Here is a 23,530-nt window from a genome sequence, read left to right on the forward strand (position 1 = left end):
GAATTCAGCTGATTGGTGAAGAAGGATGCCCCATCATCAGCGGGACGTCGATTCCCAGGGCCTCGCGAAGTTCCGCGTGCGAGTCGAGGAACCTCGTCACGCCGACCTCGGCCAGCGCGTCACGCCCGTCGTGCGAGAGGTGGCCACCGGCCAGCAGGCCCCAGACGGTCGCGCCGGACGCCACGCCTGCCCGAGCGCCGGGTGCACTGTCCTCCACGACCAGACAGCGGGTCACGGGCACGCCCAGTTGCGTGGCGGCGTACTCATAGAGCGCCGGGTCCGGTTTGCCTACGCCGCCCACGACGGAAGGATCGTAGGCATGTGGGCCGACCAGTGCCGTCAGTCCGGCTCCATCGAGTTTCAGGTGCAGGCGATTCTTCTCGCTGTTGCTCGCCACGGCGAAGGGGATTCCGGCCGCTTTCAGGGCGCGCAGCGTGTCGGCTGCACCGTCGATGACGGGCACATGCGAGAACGCGCCGTTGAAGCGCTCTCCCAGCATGGGCAGGAAATCCTCCGGCGCTTTCCAGCCGCGTTCCTCGTCGAGCTGGCGCAGCACGCCCTCGAAGCGTTGCCCGCTGGTCAGTCGGGTGATCTCGGCGGCACTCAGGTGCAGGTCGCGTTCCGCGAAGATCTCCGCCCACAGCGCCCCGATGATCGTCTCCGTATCGATCAGGACGCCGTCCAGGTCGAACAGGACGGCGGCGAAAGAGCTGCTCACAGGTCGCTGTCCGGGCCGTGCTCCCACCCGGCCAGGATGTGCACATGGGTGTGGAAGACCATCTGCCCGCTGCCAGCACCGCAGTTGACCACCAGTCGGTAATCCGGCGCATGCTGCCGGGCGACCTTCACGGCCGTCAGCCACAGATCGCCCATCTCGGCCGCGTCGGTGATCTCGTCCACCCGGGTCGTGACTTTCTTGGGAATGACCAGCAGGTGGATGGGCGCCTTGGGGGCAATGTCCTGAATGGCGATGTACCGGTCGTCTTCATAGACGATGGTGCTGGGAATCTCGCGCGCGATGATCCGTTCGAACAGCGTGGGCTGGGCGGTCATGCTTCCACTCTACGCGGCATCTGCAAGGGCGCGCCGCCTGAAAGACATTGACCTGACGACACATACTCGACCTGGATGAACTGTTCTGCCTGGCTCCATCCGGCGCGCATCTGGCCGGACGATCTTCATTCCACCTTCATCTTGGGGGGAGGCGTGATCCGATTCCCATGTGGCCTGCTTATACCCACATGTAAGCGAAGACCGGACGGTGCCCGCACCCGAAGGACAAGGCCAGCCCCCAGACCTGATCGAGGTTCACGCCATCCTGGCGTGCGCCGAGGCCGGTCACACCCCGTAAGCAGGAGACGATCATGACGAACATTGACGACCAGAACACCAGCACCCCCGAAGGCATGAACCGCCGCGCCGCCATGGGCTTCCTCGGCAAGATCGGGATGGGCACCGCCGCCCTGGGCCTCGCCGGCACCGGCGCGCTGGCGGCACCCACGAAGAACATCGATGGCGACGTCCTGAACTTCGCCCTGAACCTCGAATACCTGGAGGCCGCCTTCTACTTGGCCGCCGTGGGCCGCCTGTCGGAACTCAAGGCCATCGGCGGCGACGCCGAGATCAAGCTGCCCGCCAGCCTGGACATGATGCGCGGCATGCAGTTCAAGGACAGCGGCGTGCAGGCCCTCGCCAACGACATCGCCGAGGATGAGCTGTCGCACGTGAAGTTCCTGCACGGCGCGCTCGGCAAGGGTGCCGCCATGCGCCCCGTGATCGACCTGGCCGGTGCCTTCGACGCGGCCGGGCAGGCGGCCTCGGGCGGCGCGATCAAGGGCTTCAACCCCTACGCGGCCGACCTGTTCTTCCTGCACGGCGCGTTCATCTTCGAGGATGTGGGCGTCACCGCCTACAACGGCGCGGCCACGCTGATCACCAACCCCGCGTACCTCCAGGCGGCGGCGGGCATCCTGGCGGTCGAGGCGTACCACGGCGGCGCCATCCGCGCCATGCTGTACCAGCAGCGCCAGGTCACGGCGGCGGCGGGCCTGTACGTGGGTCAGGTCGTCCAGGCGATCAGCAACCTGCGCGGCAAGGTCGGCGGCGGCAAGGACATGGGTCTCACCGACGCGAAGGGCATGGCGGTTATCGCCCCGGCCGACTCGAACGGCGTGGCCTTCTCCCGCAGCACGCGCGAAGTGCTGAACATCGTGTACCTGGCCCCCGGCGCACACAAGGGCGGCTTTTACCCGAACGGCCTGAACGGCAGCATCAAGTAAGCCCTGCTCCTGCGGGCGGCCCGGACATGGTTCCGGGCCGCCCTTTATTCGTTCCGCGTTAGCCTGGGCGGGTGACCCGCGACCTCACTCCAGCGGCCCTGCGCGCGGCGGCCCGCCGAACCCTGGAACGCCAGGCGACTCTCCAGGCGGCCCTGAACCACATGGGCTTCGTGCAGGCCGACCCGATCCGCGCGCCCGCCCGCGCGCAGGATCTCACCCTGATGCAGCGCGTGTCCGGCTACCGGGCCGGCGATCTGGAACGGCTCTACCCCACGCTGGATGTCGAGGAGGACATGATCCCCAATTACGGGTTCATGCCCCGCCACGTGCAGGCCATGCTGCACCCGCGCGAGGTCGCGTCCACGCGCATCGAGCGGGAACATCCGGAACTGCTGGATGAGGTGAGGACGCTCCTGAACGAGCGTGGCGAACTTCACCCGAAGGACGTGATCGCGGCGCTCGGCGCCCGCACGGCCACCAACTACTGGGGCGGGCAGAGCAGCGCCACCACGCGTGCTCTCGATGCCCTGCATTACCGGGGCGAGGCCCGCGTGACCCGCCGCGCTGGAGGCGTGCGCGTGTACGGTGTCGCCCAGCATCTGCACGGCGTCCGCGCGGCTCCATTGCCCGACCCTGAGCGGCTGCGCGCTGTCGTCCACCTGCTGGCCGCGCTGTACGGCCCACTGCCGGAGGCCAGTCTGGGCCACCTGATCTCGCTGTCGGGTTTCGGCCTGCCGCACCTGCGCTCACCCCTGCGGGCCGCCTTCCGCCACGCGGTCAAGGAGGAACTTGGCGCGGCGAAAGTCAGCGGCGTGAAGTACGTCTGGCTCCCGGAACGCAATCCGCACGCGGCTCCCACACCACGCGGAGTCCGGATCGTCAGTCCCTTCGATCCCCTGGTGTGGGATCGCCGCCGGTTCGAGCACCTGCACGGCTGGGCGTACCGCTTCGAGGCGTACACGCCGCCCGCCAAGCGCACCATGGGCTACTACGCGCTCCCAGTGTTTCAGGCCGAGAAGGCGGTCGGCTGGGCGAACCTGAAAGTGGAAGGGGGAGATCTCCTCTCGGAGATCGGACTGGCCCCAGGCATTCGCGAGACCGGGGCCTTGCGTCGCGGCATCGACGTGGAACTGAACCGGTACCGGGCGTTTCTTGGCCTCCCCACCTGAGCATGATCCACACGACACTCAGACGCCTATGATGGGCTGGATATGAGCGCAGCAGCAACGGAACGCAAATACTTCGGCACAGACGGTGTCCGGGCCGTGGCCGGCGAGTTTCCACTGACGGCCGCGTGGGTGATGGGCCTAGGCGCCGCCGCCGGCGAGGTTCTCCTGCAGGGCCGCCCTAAGGCCCGCGTGGTGATCGGTAAGGACACCCGGCAGAGCGGCGACATGCTGGAGGCCGCCCTGGCAGCGGGCCTCACGAGCCGTGGGGTCGATGTCGTGCACGTCGGCGTCCTTCCGACGCCTGGCGTCAGCTACCTGACCCGGCACCTGAAGGCCGATGCGGGCGTGGTGATCAGCGCCTCGCACAATCCCTACGAGGACAACGGCATCAAATTCTTCGGCGCAGACGGCCAGAAACTCAGCGACACGACCGAACTGGACATCGAGGCCGCCCTCGACCGGGTGACCACACTGGCCCCCGTGACCGGCGTGCGGATGGGCAGCGTGACCAACTACACCGAGGCGGAGCGGCTGTATGTCGAGTACCTCAAGTCGCACGCGCCGAACCTGCGGGGCCAGCGGATCGCGCTGGACTGCGCGAACGGCGCGGCCTTCCGGGTGGCCCCACGCGTGTTCCAGGCGGCGGGCGCGGACGTGTTCGCCGTGTACACCACCCCGGACGGCCACAACATCAACCGGGGCTGTGGCAGCACGCACCTGGAGCACCTTCAGGCCATCGTCCGGGATGGCCCCTACGACCTGGGCGTGGCCTTCGACGGTGATGCCGACCGCGCCCTGTTCGTCGATTCGCGCGGCAACGTGGTGCACGGCGACCACATGCTGCTGCTGAACGCCCGCGCGCGCGGCGAGAAGGCCGTGGTCACCACCATCATGGCGAACATGGCGCTGGAGGTGAAACTCCAGGAGTCCGGCATTCCCCTGGAGCGCACGGCCGTCGGCGACCGCTACGTGCACGAGCGGCTGCATGGGCAGGAACTGCACCTGGGCGGCGAGCAGAGCGGGCACATCCTGTTCCTGGACGTGTCTCCCACCGGGGACGGCGTCCTGACCGCCCTGCTCACGCTGGCGAGCATGCAGAGCCAGGGCACGACCCTCGACACGCTGCACGATGATCTCGTCATGTTTCCCCAGACCCTGGTGAACGTGCGTGTGGGCGACAAGAAAGCCATTGCCCGCGACGAGGTCGTGCAGGCGGCGGTCGAGTCCGCCGAGGCGCGGCTGGCCGGGCGGGGCCGCGTGAACCTGCGTCCCAGCGGCACGGAGAACCTGATCCGGGTCATGGTGGAGGGCCAGGACAGCGAGGAGATCCATGAAATCGCGCGGGAACTCGCAGCCCTGGTCGAGACGCGCGGACAGCGCACCGTGTGAACGCCGCCCACAGCGGGGCCGCATTACGTTCACAGTAGAATGGCCGGTATGACCTCCGGCTCTCCCGACACGCTGGTGCTGATCGACGGGCATGCGCTGGCCTTCCGTTCCCTTTTCGCGCTGCGGCGGGGCGAACCGAACGTCCCGCGCCTCACGAACGCGCACGGCGAGGCGACCGACGCCATCCACGGCTTCATGAGCCTGACGCTGCGGCTTGCGAAGCAGCGCTCCAACCAGGTCATCGTGGTGTTCGACCCGCCGGTCAAGACCTTCCGGCACGAGCAGTTCGACGGGTACAAGGCCGGGCGTGCGGAAACGCCGCCCGACCTGCACCGGCAGGTGGATCGCATCCGCGAGATCGTGGACGCCGTGGGGCTGCCCCGCCTGGAGGAACCCGGCTACGAGGCCGACGACGTGATCGCCACCCTGACCCGCATGGCCGAGGGCACGGGCATGCAGGTGAGGATTGTGACGAGTGACCGCGACGCCTACCAGCTGCTTGACGACCACGTCCGCGTCATCACCAACGATTTTTCGCTGATCGGCCCGGACGAGGTCTTTGAGAAGTACGGCGTGACCGTGCGTCAGTGGGTGGACTACCGGGCCCTGACCGGCGACGCCAGCGACAACATCCCCGGCGCGAAGGGCATCGGCCCCAAGACCGCCTCGAAGCTGCTCCAGGAATACGGCAGCCTGGAGGGCATCTATGAAGCGGCCAGGGCCGGTACCCTGAAGCCCGACGGCACCCGCCAGAAGCTGCTGGACTCCGAGCAGAACGTGAAGTTCAGCCACGAACTGTCCTGCATGGTCACGGATCTGCCGCTGAAGGTGGAGCTCGGCACCGGCCGACTGCCCGGCAATCCAGCGCGGCTGGAAGAACTGCTGACGGAACTCGATCTGCACGCGGTGCGGCGGGCGCTGGCCAGCCTGGATGCCCGCGACGCGTCCATGCCGGACTCCATTCACGATCAACGCGAGCAGTCCGGCCCGGCCCACCCGGAACGCGACCCAGGGCACGGGCCGCTGCCCACCCCAGAGGTGCAGCCGTGGAGAACGCCGGGCCAGAACGTCGTGTGGGGGTACGTGCTGTCCCGCGAGGACGACCTGACCGCCGAGCTCGTCGGGGCCGCCGTCTTCGAAGCCGGTGACGGGCCCGGAACGGTCAGGACAGCCCCCACCCACGAACCCGACGAGTGGAAGAAGGCCGCGGTCTACGCCACGCCGGTGGGTCTGTTCGGCGAGCCGGAGGCGGCGGCGCCCCTCACCAAGACGCAGCAGAAGGCAGCGGAGAAGGCGCAGCGTGAGGTCGAGAAGGCGGCCGCGAAACTCCGCGACCAGTTCCCTGCCACCGTGGACGATGGGGAATTTATTGGCCAGAAGCGGGTCACTGCCGCTGCAGCGAAAGCGCTGGCGACCCACCTGAGCGTGCGCGGCCTGAACGTTGAACCCGGCGACGACCCCCTGCTGATGGCCTACCTGCTCGACCCGGCCAACACCACCATGACCGCCGTGGCCGAGCGCTACCTCAAGACCTCCTGGCCCGCCGATGCCGCCGGCCGCGCCGCCCAGACGGCCCACCTGCTGGACATCCTCCCTGGTCAGCTCGACGCCCCCCGGACCACCCTCTACCACGACATGGAGGTGCCGCTCTCCAGCGTCCTGGCCCGCATGGAGGTGCGCGGCGTAAGGCTTGACAGCGAGTACCTGCGCAGCCTGAGCGCGTCCACCGGCCAGCGGCTCGCCACGCTGGAGGCGCAGATCCACTCGCTGGCCGGGCGCGAATTCCAGATCCGCAGCCGCGATCAGCTTGAGGCGGTGCTGTACGACGAACTCGGCCTCGCCAGCGGCAAGAAGACCAAACTGACCGGCAAGCGCAGCACCGCTGTGGCTGCGCTGGAACCCCTGCGGGACGAGCACCCGATTATTCCCGCCCTGCTGGAATACCGTGAACTGGAAAAACTGCGCGGCACCTACCTCGACCCGCTGCCGAACCTCGTGAACCCGCGCACGAACCGGCTGCACACCACCTTCGCGCAGGCGGCGGTGGCCACGGGCCGCCTGAGCAGCCTCAACCCGAACCTACAGAACATTCCCATCCGCAGCGAGACCGGCCGCGAGATCCGCAAGGGCTTCATCGCGGATCACGGGTACTGCCTGATCAGCGCCGACTACTCGCAGATCGAACTGCGCCTCCTGGCACACATTGCCGACGATCCGCTGATGCAGCAAGCCTTCCTCGAAGGCGCGGACATCCACCGCCGCACCGCGTCCCAGGTCCTTGGCCTGGACGAAGCGACCGTCACCGCGAACCAGCGGCGGGCCGCGAAGACCGTGAACTTCGGCGTGCTGTACGGCATGAGCGCCCACCGTCTGTCGAATGACCTGGGCATTCCGTATGCCGACGCCGCCGGCTTCATCGAGGTGTACTTCAGCACCTACCCCGGCATCCGGGGCTACATCGACCGCACCCTGGACTTCGGCCGGCAGCACGGCTACGTCGAGACCCTCTACGGTCGCCGCCGCTACGTGCCGGAACTCGTGGCCACCAACCGCACGCTGCGTGAGGCGGGCGAACGGCTCGCGTACAACATGCCGATCCAGGGCACCGCCGCCGACATCATCAAACTCGCCATGATCAAGCTTGACCGGGAACTCGATGCGCTGGGCGCGCGCTTACTGCTGCAAGTCCACGACGAACTGCTGATCGAGGCGCCCGAGGACAAGGCCGACGCCGTGGCGGCCATCACCAAGGAACTCATGGAAGGAGCCGCGCAGCTCAAGGTGCCACTGGCCGTCGAGGTCGGCGTGGGGCCGAACTGGTACGACACGAAGTGATGCTGTGGCAGGGTAGCCTGCGGCCATGACCATCAGGGCATTGTTCTGGGATATCGGCGGGGTGCTGCTCACGAACGGCTGGGATCGGGAACAGAGGGCCGATGTGATCCGCCGGTTCGGGTTGGACGTCACCGAGTTTACGGAGCGCCACAAGCTGGCTGTGCCGGAGCTGGAACTGGGCCGGATGACGCTCGACGAGTACCTGTCTCAGACGGTGTTCTACGCGCCTCGCGACTTCACCCGCGAGGCCTTCCGTACGGCGATGGAAGCTGAGAGTCAGCCGCACGAGGACGCTCTGGCGTTGGCCCGTGACCTGTCGCAGCGGCACCGGTGCTATTCGCTGAACAACGAGGGCGCAGACCTGAACGACTGCCGCATCCGCACGTACGGCCTGCATGACGTCCTGCTGGGCTTCTTTACCTCGTGCTACCTGGGGGTGATGAAGCCGAACCCGGCGATCTACCGCCTGGGCCTGAGCCTCGCCAACGTCCGGCCGGACGAGGCCGTGATGATCGACGACCGCGCGCAGAACGTGGAAGCGGCCCGGTCGGTGGGCATGCAGGCGGTGCAGTACGTGAGCGCCGCGCAGCTCCAAGAAGAGCTGGCGGCGCTGGGTGTCATTTGAAGGCCTGGCTTCAGACCTTGACGAATTCCTGAACACCCATCACGAACATCACCGCGCCGCCCACGGGCACCTCAACGGGATCGCTGACCATGCTCTCGTTCTGCTCGCCCATGGGAACGCTGGGGGCGACCAGGCGGGTGCGGGTGCGGCAGGTCTGGCGGACGAGTTTCTTGAGATCCTCCATGCGCTCATCGCTGACGCCGATCATCAGGGTGGTGTTGCCCTCGCGCAGAAAGCCGCCGGTGCTGGCGAGCTTGGTGACGTCGAAGGAGTGGTCGGCCAGGACGCGCATGAGCGCGGAGGCATCGGCGTCCTGAATCACAGCGAGAACCAGCTTCATGCCGGGCAGGATATCAAATGCCGTGTGCGGATACGGTCAGGGCCAGAACGTCTGTCAGCAACGAAAAAGCCCCCGGTCTGGGGGCTCGTCGTGGTGTCCGGGCGTGCGCTCAGGCGACCTGCTTCTTGCGGGTGGTGGGCTTCTCGGCGGCGGCCTGTTCCTGTCCAAGCGCCTGCGTTTCTTTCAGGCGGAAGATCACCAGGCTGCCCACGAAGGTGCAGGTGATCATGCCGTGCGCATTCAGCAGGCTCAGGGCGGCCATGACGTCCTCGCGGGTCAGGCGCAGCTGCTCGCTCATATACAGGGCAGAGTCGGCGCGGCCTTCGAGGTAGTCACGGACTTTCTTGGCGTCGATGGTCAGGGGCGTGGCCGGCACGTCGGCCAGACCGGGGTCGGCGAGGCCGTAGACGGCGCGGGTGCCGGTGCCGGGGAGGCGGCGCACACGACCCTGGTCAAGCAGGCTGGCGAGCGCGGCGCGCAGGTGAGACAGCGCGAGGCTGGTGGTTTTGGCGAGTTCGGTCTCGACCCATTCGGGCTTGCTTTCAAGAGCGCGCAGCACCAACTTCTCGTTGGCGCGGCGGGTTTCCTGCAGGTCTTCAAGGGTGGGGGGATTGAACATGCGGGCCTCCGTGGGGCACTGCGGCATGATCCTTGTCGGGTATGGCCGCAGGTTGAGGGGTGTTCATTGACCGGCTGGGGTGTCGGGAAGGGGCAAGCCAGGCAGTGAACCGAGTACAAGTGCACCGTTCAGCGCAACTTTCCTATTATATTCATTTTTTCTCTCATTTTGGATGAGTGAATGGGGTGTTGACATTGATCTTGAGGGCAGAAATGCCGGTGCGGTTGCGCTGGGTCGCGCGGTGCACGGCACTTTCATGTGAAAATACCGTCCCGATTTGCTGGACAACTTGAACGATTCAGACTGCTGGCGGCCGGTGCTCCGTTGGGCTGTGCGGTGATTATCGAAAGGGCCGTTCGCAGACCATGCAACGTCACACCCCGCGAGCGCGTACCCTGCACCGGACACCTCCACGTCCGCACGGGAGACGCATGCTTGAACTGCACGACATCACCAAGACCTATGGCACCTACCAGGCACTGCGGGGCGTCTCACTCCGCGCCGCCGACGCGGAAGTCTTCGGGCTGCTCGGCCCCAACGGCGCGGGCAAGACGACCCTGCTCCGGATTCTGGCGACGTTGCTGCGGCCCACCAGCGGCAGCGGCACCGTGAACGGGATCGACCTGCTGAAGGATCCGGAAGCGGTGAGGCGCATTGTGGGCGTCGTGAACGGCGGTATGGGCCTGCCCGCCCGCCTCACGGGCCGGGAGGTGCTGCGATCCTTCGCTGGTCTCTACGGAATGGGGAAGGTGCAGACGGAAGCCCGCATCGTGGAACTCGACACCCGCCTGGAACTGGGCCGCACCCTGGACGTCCGGGCGGGCGAATACTCGTCGGGCATGAAGCAGAAGGTCGTGATTGCCCGCGCGGTACTGCATGATCCGGCCGTGCTGATCCTTGACGAGGCCGCCAGCGGCCTGGACATCTTCGCCCGGCGCACCCTGCTCGATTTCGTGCAGGCCAGCCGCGCGCCGGGCCGTCTCACGCTGTACTCCACGCACGTCATGAGTGAGGCTGAGGAAGTCTGCGACCGCGTGGCGATCCTGCACCAGGGCCAGCTCCTGACGGTCGGCACCATCCCGGAGGTGCTGGAGGCCACCGGGGAGCGCACGCTGGAACGCGCCTTCTTCGAACTCGTCCAGGGTCACGATGACCGCCAGGGAGCTGCCCATGCCGTCTGAACGCCTCCGCCCGGCCCTGGTGTGGCAGATCGCGGCGCGCGACCTGCTCTCCACCATCCGTGACCGGCGCACGCTGAACGCTACGATCCTCATGCCCATGATCCTGATCCCGCTGTTCACCCTGGGCCTTCCCCTCATGCTGGGCAGTTTTATTGGCGGGCAGCAGCAGGAACGCCAGAAACTCGGGGTGGTCGGTGAGCTGCCGCCCGCCCTGCGCGCCGCCCTCACCAAGGACGAGACGTTGGCCGACGGCACGCTCGTCCGCGCCGGCGTGATCCTAGAGCCGGTGCCGGATGCTCGCGCCGCCGTGCAGTCCGGGACGGTGGACGCCGCCGTGCAGCCCGCCACGCCCATTCCTACGCAGGCTGGGCACGCCCAGGGCACCCTGGAGGTCTACGCCAAGCTGAACAACATGCGCGCCCAGGCGGGCGCCTACTCGAAGGTGCAGGACGTGGTGAACGCCTACAACCGCACCCTGACCCTCGACCGCCTGAAGACCATGGGCCTGGATGCCGGTGTTCTCACGCCCGTCACGCTCAAGAGCGTGGACGCGAGTCCGCCGCAGGAACAGCGCAGCGGACAGCTCGCGTTCCTGGTACCCATGCTGATGCTGCAATTCATTCTCAGCGGGGCCATGGCGACCGCCGTGGACGCCACCGCCGGAGAAAAGGAACGCGGCACTCTCGAAAGCCTGCTGGTCGCGCCGGTGCGGCGGGGGGAGGTCGTGGCCGGGAAACTGCTCGCCACGACCATCACAGCCCTGACCAGCGCGTGCTTCAGCGTGCTCGGCTTCATCCTCAGCGGCCTGCTGGTCGGCGTGTTCACACGGGGCCGCAGCGGAGCGAGCGCCGAGATCACGCAGGCGATGGGTGGTCAACTGACCCTAGGGGTCGGCGGCGCCCTGGCCCTGCTGGGCGTCGCCCTGAGCGCCGCGCTTCTGATCAGCGCCCTGCTCATCACGGTCGGAATCTACGCCCGGTCGTTCAAGGAAGCGCAGACGTACATCGCGCCCCTCTCCCTGGCGATCGTGCTGCCCGCCGTGATGTTGCAGTTCAGCGACTTCCTCACACTGAACACCGGCCTGTACGCCCTGCCGCTGTTCGGCGGCATGCTCACCCTGCTGGAAATCGTGCGGGGCAGCGTGACCCTCTCTCACGTCGGCGTGGCAATCCTCGCGAACCTGGTGGGCACTACCCTCCTGGGCCTGCTGGCCCGCCGCTCGTTCAACCGCGAGGAAATCATCTTCAGGAACTGATCGGCCGGTGCCCGAGGGACACCCGCCTGCCGGACGGCACGCTGGAGCGACCTACAATGCACGGCGATGCGCCTGGCGATCATCGCGGACATTCACGGAAACGCAGACGCCCTCGACGCCGTGCTGCGGGACGCCCACCAGCAGGGCGCGGAGCGCGTGATCGTCAACGGCGACGTCGTGAACCGTGGCCCCGATTCCGTGGAGGTCATGACCCGCCTGCTCGCCGAGCCTGGCGTCCGCTTCACCTTGGGAAACCACGACGACCTGCTCCGGCTGTGGCAGACGCGCAGCGCCACCCTGCCCGCCGACTGGTTCGACGATCCCTTCTGGGGGGCCACCGCGTGGAGCACCGAGCAACTCGACCGGGCCGGCCTGCTGCATGTGCCGCAGGATTGGCCACACACCCTTGTGCTGGATGAACCCGGCCTGCCTCGCGTGCTGATCGCCCACGGCACCTCGGAGCATTACCGTGAAGGGCTCAGCGAACGAACCCGCCCGGAGCGCGTGACAGCTCTCCGGCAGGCGGCCGACGGTTCCGTCTATGACGTTCTGATCGGCTCACACATCCACCGCCCGGCGCACTCCACTACAGCAGGCGCAGTCGTCATGAACACGGGCGCAGTCGGCTTTCCCGCCAATGGCGACCCCAGAGCCCAGTACCTGCTGCTCACGGCCACCTTGACTGGCTGGGACGCCGAGTTCCGCGCAGTACCCTACGACCGCAGCGGCGTCATCGGGCGCTTCCAGACCAGCGGCCTGCTGGGCACGGGCCTGAGTGCCACCATCTTCCTGGAGGAACTCCTCAGTGCCCGCAGCCTCTACACGCCGTACTGGGAGTGGACGGAAGTGGGAAGCCTCCAGCGCACGCCGGAGACCTGGAACCGATTTCTGAACGGCCAGCTCACGCCCCTTTACTGACTCGGGAACAGTCTTGGCCTGTCCGCTGTAGTGGTTCACAGACGAAGGCCCGCTCCAACGCTGGAGCGGGCCTTCGTCTGTGGGCTGTTATTTCAGGGTCGGGGGGATAAGCACGGCGTCGATGCTGTACACAACGCTGTTGCCGGCCGTCATGGGCACCGAGTTCGCCAGCATGGCACCGGTGATGGTGGTGCCGTTAAGGACACCCAGCATCACGTTGCCACCGTCGCCCTTCAGGTCGATGCTGCTACCTTCCAGGCTCTTGAGCTGCGCCACGTTCAGGCCGGCGTCCACCACCTTGCCGCTCACGACGTGGAACAGCAGCACCTGCTTAAGTTTGGCCGGATCAGCATTGAGCGTGTCCAGAGTCGCCTGCGGCACCTTGGCGAAGGCATCGTTGGTCGGCGCAAAGACGGTGTAGTCACCGGTGGCCAGCGTGTCGGCCAGCCCAGCTTTCTGGATCAGCGACACGAGCGTGCTGTACTGCGGCAGACCCTGAAGCAACGCCACGACGTTCGCGGGAGCTGCCGTGGTGGTGGTCGCCGTGGTGGTGGTCGCCGTGGTCGTGGTAGCGGCCGCAGCCGTATCTGTGGTGGTGGTGGTGGCTGCAGTGGTGTCTACCGTGGCAGCAGGAGCCGTAGGAATCACGAGGTTGGGCGGCAGGAGCACTTTGTCGATCACGAAGACGGTGCCGTTGCTGGCTTCGATGGGCGCGCCGTCCACCTTCGCATCGCCGACCATCTGCATGGTGCCATCCGAGGAGACGTTGATGCTGTCCCCCTCGGCGCTGGCGACCTGCTTGAGCGCGGCGAGCTGCTCACCGGTCTGCTTGCCGACGACCACGTGGTACATCAGCACCTTCTTGAGCGTGGCGGGATCGCTGGCAATCAGGGCCAGCTGATCCTGATCCAGAGCGTCGAAGGCGGCGTTCGTCGGAGCGAAGATGGTGTACTCGTTGGCCATGATCACGTCGGTCAGGCCCGCATCGCTGAGCAGGTCGCGCAACGTGGTGAAGCGGTCATCGTTCACGATCACGTCGTACAGCGTGTTGCTGGCCATGCTGTCGTCCGCCTGGGCGCTGGTGTCCGCGGCGGCCGTCGTGTCTGTGGTGGTCGCGGTGGCATCGGCTGCGGTGGTGGCGGTATCCGTTGTGGTCGTCGCCGTGGCCGTCGTATCGGTCGCCGTCGCGTCGGTCGTGGCGGCAGCGTCCGTGGTAGCCGTGGCGTCCGTGGTGGCGGCCTCGGTCGTGTCGGTCGTCGTGGTGGCTGTATCACTCGCCGTGGCCGTGTCGGTCGTGATGGTCGCGCCGCTCAGCGGAAGCGCCGGAATCGAGGAAATATCCACGGCTGCAGGCGCAGCATCCGTCGCCGGAGCGGGCGCAGGGGTGGCATCTGCGGCCGGTGCGGCCGGAGCCGGGGTCGCGTCGGCCGCCGCCGCTGGGGCAGGGGCGGGAGCAGGCGCCGCCTCGGCCACGGGTGCAGGCTCGGTCACAGCCGGGGCCGCCGTGTCCATCGCGGGCATCAGCACGGTGTCGATCACATGGACGATACCGTTGCAGGCCATCACATCGGTCTTGGTCACGTTGGCGTTGTCGACCATCACGGATTTGCCGTTGACGGTGATCAGGACGCTGGAACCTTCCAGGGTGGTGGCACTCGACATGGTGACGACCTTCGCCGCCGGGGCCTTGCCCTTCACCACGTGGTACAGCAGGATCGACTTGAGCATGGCCGGGTCATTCAGCGCAGCGGCCAGCGTGTCGCTCGGCAGTTTCGCGAAGGCGCCGTTGGTGGGCGCGAACACCGTGTACTCACCGCTCTGGAGCGTCTGGGTCAGGCCGGCCGAATCGAGCGCCGTGGCGAGCGTGCTGAAGTTCGGGTCGCCCATGACGATCTGCGCGATGGTCTTGCAGGCGGCGGGAGTGGCGGGAGCAGCTGGAGCGCCGCCACCACCGGCGAGCGCCGGGGTGGCAAGCATCAGGCCGAGCGTGAGCAAGCTGGTTTGCTTCTTCATCAAATCACCTCTGAGTGAAACTGGATTGCCAATTGTCCGAGTCCCAATCTTCCCCAGAACGTCTGGAAATGCAACCAATGGCGTCAGGTACGCAGGTCGTCTAAATGAACGCACGCCGGGATTTGGGTGACCTCTCACGGTCGCCTCATTCGTGCAACGGGTCAGTTCCTGCAATTGCCGCTGAACGATTCAAGCCCACCAGCTGCTTGAGGGCCGCCCTACTTCCCGAAGTAGTCCGGTAGATCCGCCTCGGTGACCAGCACGTCGCGTGGTTTGCTGCCCTGGTGCTTGCTGACGATGCCCATGGCCTCGAGCAGATCCATCAGTTTGCCTGCGCGGGCATGACCGACTGACAGGCGCCGCTGCAGTCGGGACACACTGCCCTGGCCCTCCTCAATACAGATCTGCGCGGCCTGCCTTAGTAGGGGATCGCTGAAATCCATGTTCGACCGATCGGTCGTGGGGCCGGAGGCCTCGATGCCGCCCTCGAAGTCCGCGCCGTAGGTCTCGACGAATACGTCTTCGAACACCTGCCGCCGTAACTCCTCGGTGATCCGCACCGATTCCAGTTCACTGATGTACGGCCCCTGCAACCGCAACGGTTTGACTAGGCCCGGCTGGTAGTACAACATGTCGCCCATACCGGTCAGGCGCTCGGCCCCCATGGCGTCCAGGATCGTGCGCGAATCGTGGCTGCTGCTCACCGCGAAGGCGATGCGCGCCGGGACGTTCACCTTGATCAGGCTGGTCAGGATGTCCACGCTGGGCCGCTGGGTCGCCAGAATCAGGTGCATGCCGGTCGCGCGGGCCATCTGCGCGAGGCGCATGATCGCGGACTCGACCTCCTTGGGACTTGTGATCATTAAGTCCGCAAGCTCGTCGATGATGATGACGAGGTGCGGCAGTTCCACGTCGCCCGTCTGGCGCATCTTCGCGTTGAACTGCTCCAGGTTCTTCGCGCCGACCTGGGACATCATCTTGTAGCGCCGTTCCATGTGCGCCACGGCGCCCAGCAGCACACCCGCCGCGTCGACCGGATTCGTGACGACGCTCCGTACCAGGTGTGGAATGCCGTCGTAGGGCGTCAGTTCGACCATTTTCGGGTCGATCATCAGGAAGCGCAGTTCGGTCGGCAGGTACTTGAACAGCAGCGAGGTGATCAGGGTGTTCACGCACACCGACTTCCCGCTGCCGGTGCTGCCCGCGACCAGCAGGTGCGGCATCTTCGCCAGGTCTCCGACCATCAGTTCCCCGTCGATGCTCTTGCCCAGAATCACCGGCAGCCGCGCCCGTGTGGCCCGGAACGACGGGGCGGCCGCCGCCTGGTGGAAGGTCACGGGTTCACGGTCGGTATTGGGCACTTCCAGGCCGATCACGCTCTTGCCGGGCACCGGGGCCTCCACACGCACGCCCCCCACGGCCAGCGCGCGGGCCAGATCGTTGCTGAGACTGGCGATGCGGCTGATCTTCTCACCCGGCGCAGGTTCGATCTCGTAGCGGGTGACCGTAGGGCCGCGCGCGAAATCGACCACGCGGGCCTGCAGATTGAAGTGCCGCAGGGTCTCGTCAATTAGCCCGGCCCGTTGTCGTGCCGCCATGTCGAGCTGGGCGGAGTTCGCCCCCACGAGCGGTACCGGATCGAGCAGGTCGTAGCCGGGCAGGGCTAGCGGGAGCGCGCCGACGGCAGGCCGCATGGCAAGTTCAGCGACGTCGTCTTCGGAATCCTCGTCCCACGGTGCGCCAGCTGGAGACTTCGGCGCCTTCGCCTGCACGCCGCCGCTGCCCAGCAAGGGCGTGACCTTCCGTGGAGGAACGGGCTCCAGGGTAGCTGGGACATCCGGCATCGGGGTCTCCGAACCCCCCGGGCCGAAGGGGAGATCTTCGTCCTCCCAACCGTGGAATGGGTCGAGGGCGCTGGCAGACTCGCCGGGCGATACCTGACGCTGGGCCGGGAGTACGGCGATCGCGCTTGGGGAACTGTCGAACCTGGACAGCCCGCCGAAGGCGACCGGCGCCTGAGGCACAGGCTCCGTGCCAGCGTCCAGTCCACCGGAAAAATCGAAATCGAGACGCGGCGGTGCCGGGTCGCGCGGCATGCTCATGGCCTCCGCCCGGCGCAGGGCTTCCTCCTGCGCGCGGGCCAGCCGGGCCTGCCACTCCTCCGCGTCGCCCAGCGTGCCATCCGGATCGGCGGCCAGCGCGCTCGCCAGTACGTCCGCCACCTCCGTGGGTGCCCGGTCGAAGGCGGCCGCGAGTTCCGGCCAGCCTGCATATTTCACCGCCCGCTCCTGCCACACGATGAACTCCGAGGTAAGCGCCTGCCAGCCCTCCACGCGTTCCCGGTGCGCGGGCCATTCGCGCGTCAGGATGCCCGTGTCGGCCTTCCCGAGCGCCTTCTCGGACAGCTTGCGTTCGCGCTCCAGTTTGCCTGCGCGGCCGGCCAGACGCTGCAGATCCATGACCATCGAGCGGCGCAGCCGCTCCAGGGTGCCGCTGGCCAAAGTGCTCGGCAATTCCACGCACAGCTCGTGCCGGCCCGCGCGCAGATCGTTCGCGAGCGCTTCGACGTTGGCTCCTGCCTCCGGCGCTTCGCCCGCCACCAGATCCCGCAGATCCCGACCCGCATTTCCCACGAAGGTCTTCGTGACCTCCCGCCACGCCGCCAGATCCCGGTCGAGGTGCTTGAGTCCAGCCTCGTCCAGCGATCGGACGCTCCGCTGGGTGGCCCGCAGCTCCTCGTGCTGCGCGCGGAGCTCCTTCGAGTCCGGATAGAGCCGGCGTAGGGCGTCTAGCTCACGTGCCTGGGCACTGAGGGTCTGCCGCGCCTCGCTCCGCGCCCGCGCGGCTCCCTGGCCCTCCTGCCGCGCCTCGATCACGCCCTGCACACCGGCACTCGCGCCGCCCAGCAGCACGCTGACCTTTCTGAACACGCCCTTGAGAACGAACAGGGGAGACAGCCGCAGCATCAATTCCGCTCCGAGCGTGAACGTCACCACTGGCACGATGACCGCCATATAACTCATCGCCCGGAACAGTGGCGCCATCACCAGTTCCACCAGCTGACCGGCCCTGCCAGGCTCGACCACATCGTGTGCCGCCATGGCCGACAGCACGACGATCACGCCACCCGTCACGCGGCGCGTCAGGTTCCGCAGGTCGCGCCCCAGGAACACCAGCACGCCGTACGCCACGGGCACCAGCGGCAGCAGATAGGCTCCCCAGCCCAGCCACGTCAGCAGGGCCGCGCGCGCCTCTGCCATGAGGCTCACCGTGCTGCGGCCCGGCACAGGATCGCCGGCACCCATCAGGACGGTCACGGCCAGGAAAATACCGAGGGCGAACAGAACAAGCCCAAGTGCCTCACCGTCGAAGCGGCTGACCGGGGGTGCGCTTTTCGCACGAGCTTTCGCCATGGGCCGCAGTGTACCCCACCACGGCGTGGGAACGGGCATCATTGCGCGGCTGGCACAGCATTTGACGTGAAGGATCGGTCAGCAGAAGGCGGCGCATAATGCCCGCGTGACCCTCCACCTTCCGGCCGCCCTGATCGAAGCGCTCTGGGCGCACGCTGACCGGGAAGCACCGAACGAATGCGTGGGCGTGATCGGCGGCACTAGCGAGGGCAAGAGCCTGCACGCCACCGCGCTCTACCCCCTCGTGAATATCGCCTCGAGACCCGACTTCGAGTACCTTGCGGATCCCGGTCGCCTGCTCCGTGCCCTGAAGGCCATGGACGCCGATGGCCAGCACCTCGTCGCCCTGTACCACAGTCACCCGAGCGGCCCCGCCTGGCCGAGCCAGACGGACACCCGCCTGGCCGTCTACCCCGTACCCCACATCATCGCGGATCTTCGGAGCCGAACCCTCCAGGCGTTCCGGCTGCCAGAAGGTGAACTGGTGCCAGTGCGCACCACTGTTTGAATCTCAAGATATTCAGAACCGTTAACCACAGCAAACTGGCCCCAGAAACAGGGCCAGTGTCTGTCGATTCCCGAATCTATTTGCTGAGCGTCCCAATGATGCTGAACATGGGGAGGAACATCCCGGCCACAATCGTTCCGACGATACCGCCGAGAAAAACGATCATGATCGGCTCAATGGCAGCGGTCATCCCCTCGACGGCCTCATCCACTTCCCGATCATAGAAGTCACCGACTTTGTCCAGCATGGAGTCCAATGATCCGGTTTCTTCGCCAATGGCCACCATGCTGACCACCATGGGCGGAAAAATCTTGCTGGTGGCCAGGCTGGAACTCATCTGATCCCCAACCATGACCACGTTCTTCGCATTTTCGATGGCTTCCTCGACGATCGCGTTGTTGGCGGTGCCCTTGGTGATCTCGAGACTCTCGATGATGTTGACGCCAGAGCTGATCAGCAGGCCGAACGTGCGAGCAAAGGAGGCGATGGCGCTTTTCTTCAGTAGATTACCGAAGATAGGAATACGCAGCTTGATTTCATCTATGATGTGCCGCCCTTTGGGGGTCGCGTAGTACCAGCGATACAGGAACGTCACGGCGGCTCCAATGACGACAATGTACAGAGTGCCGTGCTGAAGGAAGTTGGAGGTGGCCATCAAAACCTTCGTAATCGTGGGCAGAGGAGCGTTAAGCTGTGCCAAAATCCCGGCGAACTGCGGAACGATCGTTGTCAGCAAGAAGTAGGTAATCAGGAGGGCGAAAACCAACACGATCACGGGGTACGTCAGTGCACTCTTGATCTTGCCGCGCAGAGCGAGATCCTTTTCCTGAAAGTCGGCAATCCGTTCGAGAACGGCGTCCAGGGTACCGCTGGTTTCGCCCGCCCGGACGAGGTTGACATATAGCCGGTTGAACAGCTTTGGGTACTTGACGAGCGTCTCGCTCAGGGGGGTGCCGCTCTCCACGTCGGTTCGCATGGCCTTCACGATGTCCTGGAAGCCCTTGTGCTCCAGCTGACGCTGCAGGATCGCGAGGGACTGCACCAGCGGCACGCCCGCATTGATCAGCGTGGCCAGCTGCTTGCTGAAGATCGCCACCTGCTTGAGACTGGGAGGCCGGTCACTCAGGAAAGGAATCTTGACATCGGCGCTCAGGCCGGCCTTCGGCGGCTTGATCTCGACGATCATGAGGTTCTTCGCGCGCAGGGCGTCTCGCACCTGGGCCAGCGAATCGGCCTCCATCTGAGATTTCAGCACCTTCCCGGAGCGGTCGCGCACACGGTATTCGAAGACAGGCATACCCGCCGAGTATAGTCAGGTGGTCTTGCGGTCGCCTTACAAAGCGCAGTTCTGCCATGCTGGCCACCGTGTGAGGAAGGAAACGCACATGCACACTGATCTCCCATCCCTGCCGGGCGACTGGCCCACCAGCATCACGTCAGCCGTAGAGCGGTTGATGGCCGGTCAGGTCGTGGCCTACCCGTCTGAAACGGTGTGGGGTCTGGCGGTACACCCGGATGCGGCCGCCGGGGTCGAACGGCTGTGGCGACTCAAGGGTCGTGACCCGCTCAAGCCTCTCCAGATGTCCAGTGCAGATGTCGAGTGCGCCCTCCTCCTCGCTCAAGAGGATGCTGAACTCACCGCGTTGGCCGCGCTGTGGCCCGGTCCGCTGACGGTGGTGGCCCCTGCGTCTGACCGCTGCCCGCCTGCCTTCGCGCCGGGTGGCCGGGTGGGCCTGCGCGTGCCCGATCATCCGGTCGCCCAGGCCCTGTTGCGTGCGGCCGGGGGCTACCTGGTGACCACGAGTTGCAACGTGTCTGGACGCGCCCCGGCGACCACCTTCGCGGAGGCTACGGCCATGGGGCTGGCGAATCAGGTGCTGCCCGATGGAGGCATTCGGTCTGCCGGACTGGCCAGTACGGTCGTCATCGTTCCCGGTGGCGAGGTGCTCCGGGAAGGGAGTGTCGGCACCGATCAGATCAGCCGTCTCCTCCAGGCCGCGCGCCGGGATCAGGCGGACGGCCTGTGACCTACCCGCCTCGGGCGGTGATCGGTGCGGCCCTTCTCGCCGCCGGCCGCCCTGTGGCCGCGAGGGAACTGGCCGACATCCTGAGCCTCGACGAGGCGGCGACCCGCACCGAGGTGGCGGCGTTCGCAGGGGCCCTGGCGGAGCACGGCCTCGGCTTCGCGGTGGAGGAGGTCGCCGGAGGGTACCGCCTGGTGGTGCCGCCGGGACTGGCGGGCTCTCTGGCCCCTTTGCTGGCCCCGCCCGCCCTGCCGGCCCTGAGCGCAGCGGCCCTGGAGGTGCTCGCGGTGATCGCATACCGGCAGCCGGTCACCCGTGCGGAGATCGAGGCAATGCGTGGTGGCAGCGCGGGCACGGTCGTGACCCTCCAGGAGCGTGAGCTGGTGAAGGTGACCGGCACGTCCGACGCAGTGGGCCACCCGCTGCTGTACGGCACGACCGAGCGCTTCCTGCTGGAGTTCGGTCTGGGCAGCCTGGCCGACCTGCCCCCCTTGCAGGGTGAGGACTTCGCCCATCTGCTGCGTGGGTAGGGCGGCCGTTGCTCCCGGTGGGGGGGCGCGCAGGTGCCTTGCCCTTCTGGAGCGGATGACAGAAGATGACAGGTGGCCTCGAGGATCTGCGCGATTGATCCCGGGGGCTCCTCTCGAATGACGAACACCACGGCCAGCCTCGAAACTTTCGATTTTCTGGAACTCCTGTACCTGCTGACGGATCAGGGTCGCAGTGGCGTCCTGACGGTCTTCCGGCCGGACGGTCAGTTTCAGGCGTGGATCGAGGGCGGCCGCGTCCGTCACCTGGAGTTCGGACGCGACCGGGGTACCAAGGCGCTCGTCACGCTGATGGCCGACCCGCGCGGGCGCTTCCAGTTCGATGAGGGCCTCACGCACTCCGATCCACGGATGGATTCCCCCCTGGACGAGGTGACCCTGGAGGTGCTGGACGCCCTGCCGCCGCCACCGCTGGGCTTCGACGGCCCGGCCCGCTTCACGTCCAGGGAGCGCCTAGGCCGACTCCGCTGGACCCTGCGGGAACAGGCCACCTTGCAGATGGTGGACGCCCAACGGCCGGTGGCGGAGATCGGCGTGGATCCGGAGGCCCGGCGCCTGCTGGAAAAACTGCACCGGATCGGTCTGCTCACCAGCCGCAAGTCCCGCGTGGCCCGCCTGACTGTGACGGTCACGCGCGAGGTGCAGGGGGTGGCCCTGGTCGATGAACTGATCTTCAAACGCTGGAAGGAAGATACGGTGCGTCACCCCCAGAGCATTGCCGTGCGTACCGATGACGGTGAGGTGTACACCTTGCCGGTGCGGAGCGGCAGCAACCTCGCCGCGCTGCTGATGCTCCCCCCGGAACTGCTGATGCGTACGGGTCTGCGGGCGGGCGACAGTGTCCTCGTGCGTCCCATCTGAAGCCGCGCGGAGCAGCGTCGCTCCCAGCGCAGGAGACGCCGCTACACTGGCACGGTATGTCCGGCCTGCACACTGCCACCTCCCTCGTCCGAGCCGTCCTGGCCCGCGAGACCACGCCGAGCGATCTGCTCACCGAGACCCTGGCCCGAGCCGAGGCGGCCGCCGCCCTGAACGCGCTCGTGAGCCTCAATCCGCACGCCGGGGCGCAGGCTGAGGCGGTCGAAGCCCGCGTGGCCGCTGGCGAGCCCCTGCCATTGGCGGGCCTGCCGGTCATCGTGAAGGACAACATCAACGTGACCGGCACCCGCACCACCTGCGGCAGCCGCATCCTCGACCGATACGTCAGCCCGTACACGGCCACCGCCGCGCAGCGCCTGCTGGACGCCGGGGCGGTGATTGTCGGCAAGGCCAACATGGACGAATTCGCCATGGGATCCAGCACCGAGAGCAGCGCCAGCGGCCCCACCCTGAACCCCTGGGACACGGATCGCGTGCCCGGCGGCAGCAGTGGCGGGAGCGCGGCCGTGGTGGCTGCCGGGATCAGTTCCGTCGCGCTGGGCAGCGACACGGGTGGCAGCGTCCGGCAACCGGCGGCCCTGTGCGGCGTGTACGGCCTGAAACCCACCTACGGCCGCGTCAGCCGCTATGGGCTGGTGGCCTATGCGAGCAGCCTCGACCAGATCGGGCCGCTCGCGCACCACGCCGAAGACCTTGCCCTGCTGATGAACGTCATCGCCGGACACGACCCCCGCGACGCGACCAGCCTGGATGCTCCCCCTAAGTTCCGGGCGGGCACCCCGGATGACCTGCGCGGCCTGCGCGTGGGGGTGATCCGCGAGAGCTTGGACGGCAACACCCAGGGCGTGACCTCGACATTGACCTCCACCTTGGACGCCCTGCGCTCTGCGGGCGCGACCGTGCAGGAGATCAGCATTCCGGAACTGAAGTACGCCATCGCCGCGTATTACCTGATCGCCATGCCGGAAGCCAGCTCGAACCTCGCGCGCTTCGACGGCATGGTCTACGGCCACCGCGAACCCGGCGCGGACGTCACAGCCAGCATGACCCTCACGCGCGAACGCGGATTCGGACGGGAAGTGCAGCGCCGCATCATGATCGGCACGTACGCCCTGAGCAGCGGCTACTACGACGCGTACTATTCCCGCGCCATGAAGATCCGCCGCCGCCTCGCGGATTCCTTCGCCGCCGCCTTCCAGAGTGTGGACGTCCTCATCACGCCGACCAGTCCATTCCCGGCCTTCCGGCGGGGCGAGAAGTCCAGCGATCCCCTGGCCATGTACGCCGCCGACGTGGACACCGTGGCTGTGAACCTCGCCGGCCTGCCCGCCCTGAGCGTCCCCATGGGCTTCGAGACCGTGAACGGGACGGAATTGCCCATCGGGATTCAGTTCATCGCCCCCGCCCTGCACGACGAACTGCTCGTGCGAATCTCGGGCGGACTGGAGGGACTGGGAGTCGTTCAGGCCAGAGTCGCTCCCGCCTTCGCCTGAAAGGACGGAATCTCCTGGTCGGCCTGAATTCACTCTTCAGCT

General features: G+C 66.8%; 20 protein-coding genes. 13 read left to right on the forward strand and 7 right to left on the reverse strand.

Annotation, left to right across the window (positions count from 1 at the left end):
- Positions 1-4 precede the first annotated feature (4 nt).
- Positions 5-718, reverse strand: coding sequence for an HAD family phosphatase (locus tag E7T09_RS02555; protein WP_136387557.1), 714 nt, complete (start codon positions 716-718; stop codon positions 5-7).
- Positions 715-1,053, reverse strand: coding sequence for a histidine triad nucleotide-binding protein (locus E7T09_RS02560; RefSeq protein ID WP_136387558.1), 339 nt, complete (start codon positions 1,051-1,053; stop codon positions 715-717). The genes E7T09_RS02555 and E7T09_RS02560 overlap by 4 nt, the downstream gene beginning before the upstream one ends.
- Before the next feature lie 311 nt (positions 1,054-1,364).
- On the opposite strand from E7T09_RS02560, the gene E7T09_RS02565 reads away from it, so the two are divergent.
- The 5 genes from E7T09_RS02565 (at position 1,365) to E7T09_RS02585 (ending at position 8,297) form a co-directional block, all read left to right on the forward strand.
- The gene (locus E7T09_RS02565) at positions 1,365-2,279 is read left to right on the forward strand and encodes a ferritin-like domain-containing protein (RefSeq protein ID WP_136387559.1); all 915 of its coding nucleotides are present in this window, start codon (positions 1,365-1,367) and stop codon (positions 2,277-2,279) included.
- A 71-nt stretch (positions 2,280-2,350) separates the two neighbouring features.
- Positions 2,351-3,448 carry a DNA glycosylase AlkZ-like family protein gene (locus E7T09_RS02570; RefSeq protein WP_240741577.1) on the forward strand — a complete coding sequence of 366 codons (1,098 nt, stop codon included), beginning with the start codon at positions 2,351-2,353 and terminating at the stop codon, positions 3,446-3,448.
- A gap of 42 nt (positions 3,449-3,490) precedes the next feature.
- Positions 3,491-4,837 carry a phosphoglucosamine mutase gene (glmM, locus tag E7T09_RS02575; RefSeq protein WP_136387560.1) on the forward strand — a complete coding sequence of 449 codons (1,347 nt, stop codon included), beginning with the start codon at positions 3,491-3,493 and terminating at the stop codon, positions 4,835-4,837.
- 48 nt (positions 4,838-4,885) lie between these two features.
- Entirely contained in the window at positions 4,886-7,672 is a 2,787-nt protein-coding gene (polA, locus tag E7T09_RS02580) for a DNA polymerase I (RefSeq protein WP_136387561.1), read from the forward strand.
- A 25-nt stretch (positions 7,673-7,697) separates the two neighbouring features.
- Positions 7,698-8,297 (forward strand): HAD family phosphatase, encoded by a 600-nt coding sequence (locus E7T09_RS02585; protein ID WP_136387562.1) that lies wholly within the window; start codon positions 7,698-7,700, stop codon positions 8,295-8,297.
- A gap of 10 nt (positions 8,298-8,307) precedes the next feature.
- Here E7T09_RS02585 and E7T09_RS02590 read toward each other — a convergent pair whose 3' ends face one another.
- Positions 8,308-8,637, reverse strand: coding sequence for a cyclic-di-AMP receptor (locus E7T09_RS02590; RefSeq protein ID WP_136387563.1), 330 nt, complete (start codon positions 8,635-8,637; stop codon positions 8,308-8,310).
- Between the two features lie 109 nt (positions 8,638-8,746).
- Positions 8,747-9,256 (reverse strand): transcriptional regulator, encoded by a 510-nt coding sequence (locus E7T09_RS02595; RefSeq protein ID WP_136387564.1) that lies wholly within the window; start codon positions 9,254-9,256, stop codon positions 8,747-8,749.
- A gap of 431 nt (positions 9,257-9,687) precedes the next feature.
- Here E7T09_RS02595 and E7T09_RS02600 point away from each other — a divergent pair, with 431 nt between their 5' ends.
- The 3 genes from E7T09_RS02600 to E7T09_RS02610 all read left to right on the forward strand — a co-directional run bounded on the left by E7T09_RS02600 (position 9,688) and on the right by E7T09_RS02610 (position 12,610).
- Complete coding sequence (locus E7T09_RS02600) at positions 9,688-10,437, forward strand: ATP-binding cassette domain-containing protein (protein ID WP_136387565.1); 750 nt, start codon at positions 9,688-9,690, stop codon at positions 10,435-10,437.
- Positions 10,427-11,692 (forward strand): ABC transporter permease, encoded by a 1,266-nt coding sequence (locus E7T09_RS02605; protein ID WP_136387566.1) that lies wholly within the window; start codon positions 10,427-10,429, stop codon positions 11,690-11,692. The genes E7T09_RS02600 and E7T09_RS02605 overlap by 11 nt, the downstream gene beginning before the upstream one ends.
- Positions 11,693-11,758: 66 nt before the next feature.
- On the forward strand, positions 11,759-12,610 hold the full coding sequence (locus E7T09_RS02610; protein ID WP_136387567.1) for a metallophosphoesterase: 852 nt from the start codon (positions 11,759-11,761) through the stop codon (positions 12,608-12,610).
- 87 nt (positions 12,611-12,697) lie between these two features.
- Here E7T09_RS02610 and E7T09_RS02615 read toward each other — a convergent pair whose 3' ends face one another.
- Together E7T09_RS02615 and E7T09_RS02620 are read right to left on the reverse strand one after the other, a co-directional pair.
- The gene (locus tag E7T09_RS02615; protein WP_136387568.1) at positions 12,698-14,623 is read right to left on the reverse strand and encodes a fasciclin domain-containing protein; all 1,926 of its coding nucleotides are present in this window, start codon (positions 14,621-14,623) and stop codon (positions 12,698-12,700) included.
- 218 nt (positions 14,624-14,841) lie between these two features.
- Positions 14,842-18,036 carry a DNA translocase FtsK gene (locus tag E7T09_RS02620; RefSeq protein ID WP_136387569.1) on the reverse strand — a complete coding sequence of 1,065 codons (3,195 nt, stop codon included), beginning with the start codon at positions 18,034-18,036 and terminating at the stop codon, positions 14,842-14,844.
- A 106-nt stretch (positions 18,037-18,142) separates the two neighbouring features.
- Between E7T09_RS02620 and E7T09_RS02625 the strand changes: the two genes are divergently transcribed.
- Positions 18,143-18,544 carry a Mov34/MPN/PAD-1 family protein gene (locus E7T09_RS02625; RefSeq protein WP_136387570.1) on the forward strand — a complete coding sequence of 134 codons (402 nt, stop codon included), beginning with the start codon at positions 18,143-18,145 and terminating at the stop codon, positions 18,542-18,544.
- A gap of 76 nt (positions 18,545-18,620) precedes the next feature.
- On the opposite strand, the gene E7T09_RS02630 is transcribed toward E7T09_RS02625, so the two are convergent.
- Entirely contained in the window at positions 18,621-19,841 is a 1,221-nt protein-coding gene (locus tag E7T09_RS02630) for a type II secretion system F family protein (protein ID WP_136387571.1), read from the reverse strand.
- An 88-nt stretch (positions 19,842-19,929) separates the two neighbouring features.
- Here E7T09_RS02630 and E7T09_RS02635 point away from each other — a divergent pair, with 88 nt between their 5' ends.
- The 4 genes from E7T09_RS02635 to gatA all read left to right on the forward strand — a co-directional run bounded on the left by E7T09_RS02635 (position 19,930) and on the right by gatA (position 23,488).
- The gene (locus E7T09_RS02635) at positions 19,930-20,571 is read left to right on the forward strand and encodes an L-threonylcarbamoyladenylate synthase (RefSeq protein ID WP_136387572.1); all 642 of its coding nucleotides are present in this window, start codon (positions 19,930-19,932) and stop codon (positions 20,569-20,571) included.
- Positions 20,568-21,098 carry an SMC-Scp complex subunit ScpB gene (scpB, locus tag E7T09_RS02640; RefSeq protein ID WP_136387573.1) on the forward strand — a complete coding sequence of 177 codons (531 nt, stop codon included), beginning with the start codon at positions 20,568-20,570 and terminating at the stop codon, positions 21,096-21,098. Before E7T09_RS02635 ends, scpB begins: the two co-directional genes overlap by 4 nt.
- A 117-nt stretch (positions 21,099-21,215) precedes the next feature.
- On the forward strand, positions 21,216-21,977 hold the full coding sequence (locus E7T09_RS02645; protein WP_136387574.1) for a DUF4388 domain-containing protein: 762 nt from the start codon (positions 21,216-21,218) through the stop codon (positions 21,975-21,977).
- A 56-nt stretch (positions 21,978-22,033) separates the two neighbouring features.
- Positions 22,034-23,488 (forward strand): Asp-tRNA(Asn)/Glu-tRNA(Gln) amidotransferase subunit GatA, encoded by a 1,455-nt coding sequence (gatA, locus tag E7T09_RS02650; protein ID WP_136387575.1) that lies wholly within the window; start codon positions 22,034-22,036, stop codon positions 23,486-23,488.
- Positions 23,489-23,530 lie beyond the last annotated feature (42 nt).

Origin of the sequence: Deinococcus sp. KSM4-11 (assembly GCF_004801415.1) — a bacterium.
Taxonomy (GTDB): domain Bacteria; phylum Deinococcota; class Deinococci; order Deinococcales; family Deinococcaceae; genus Deinococcus.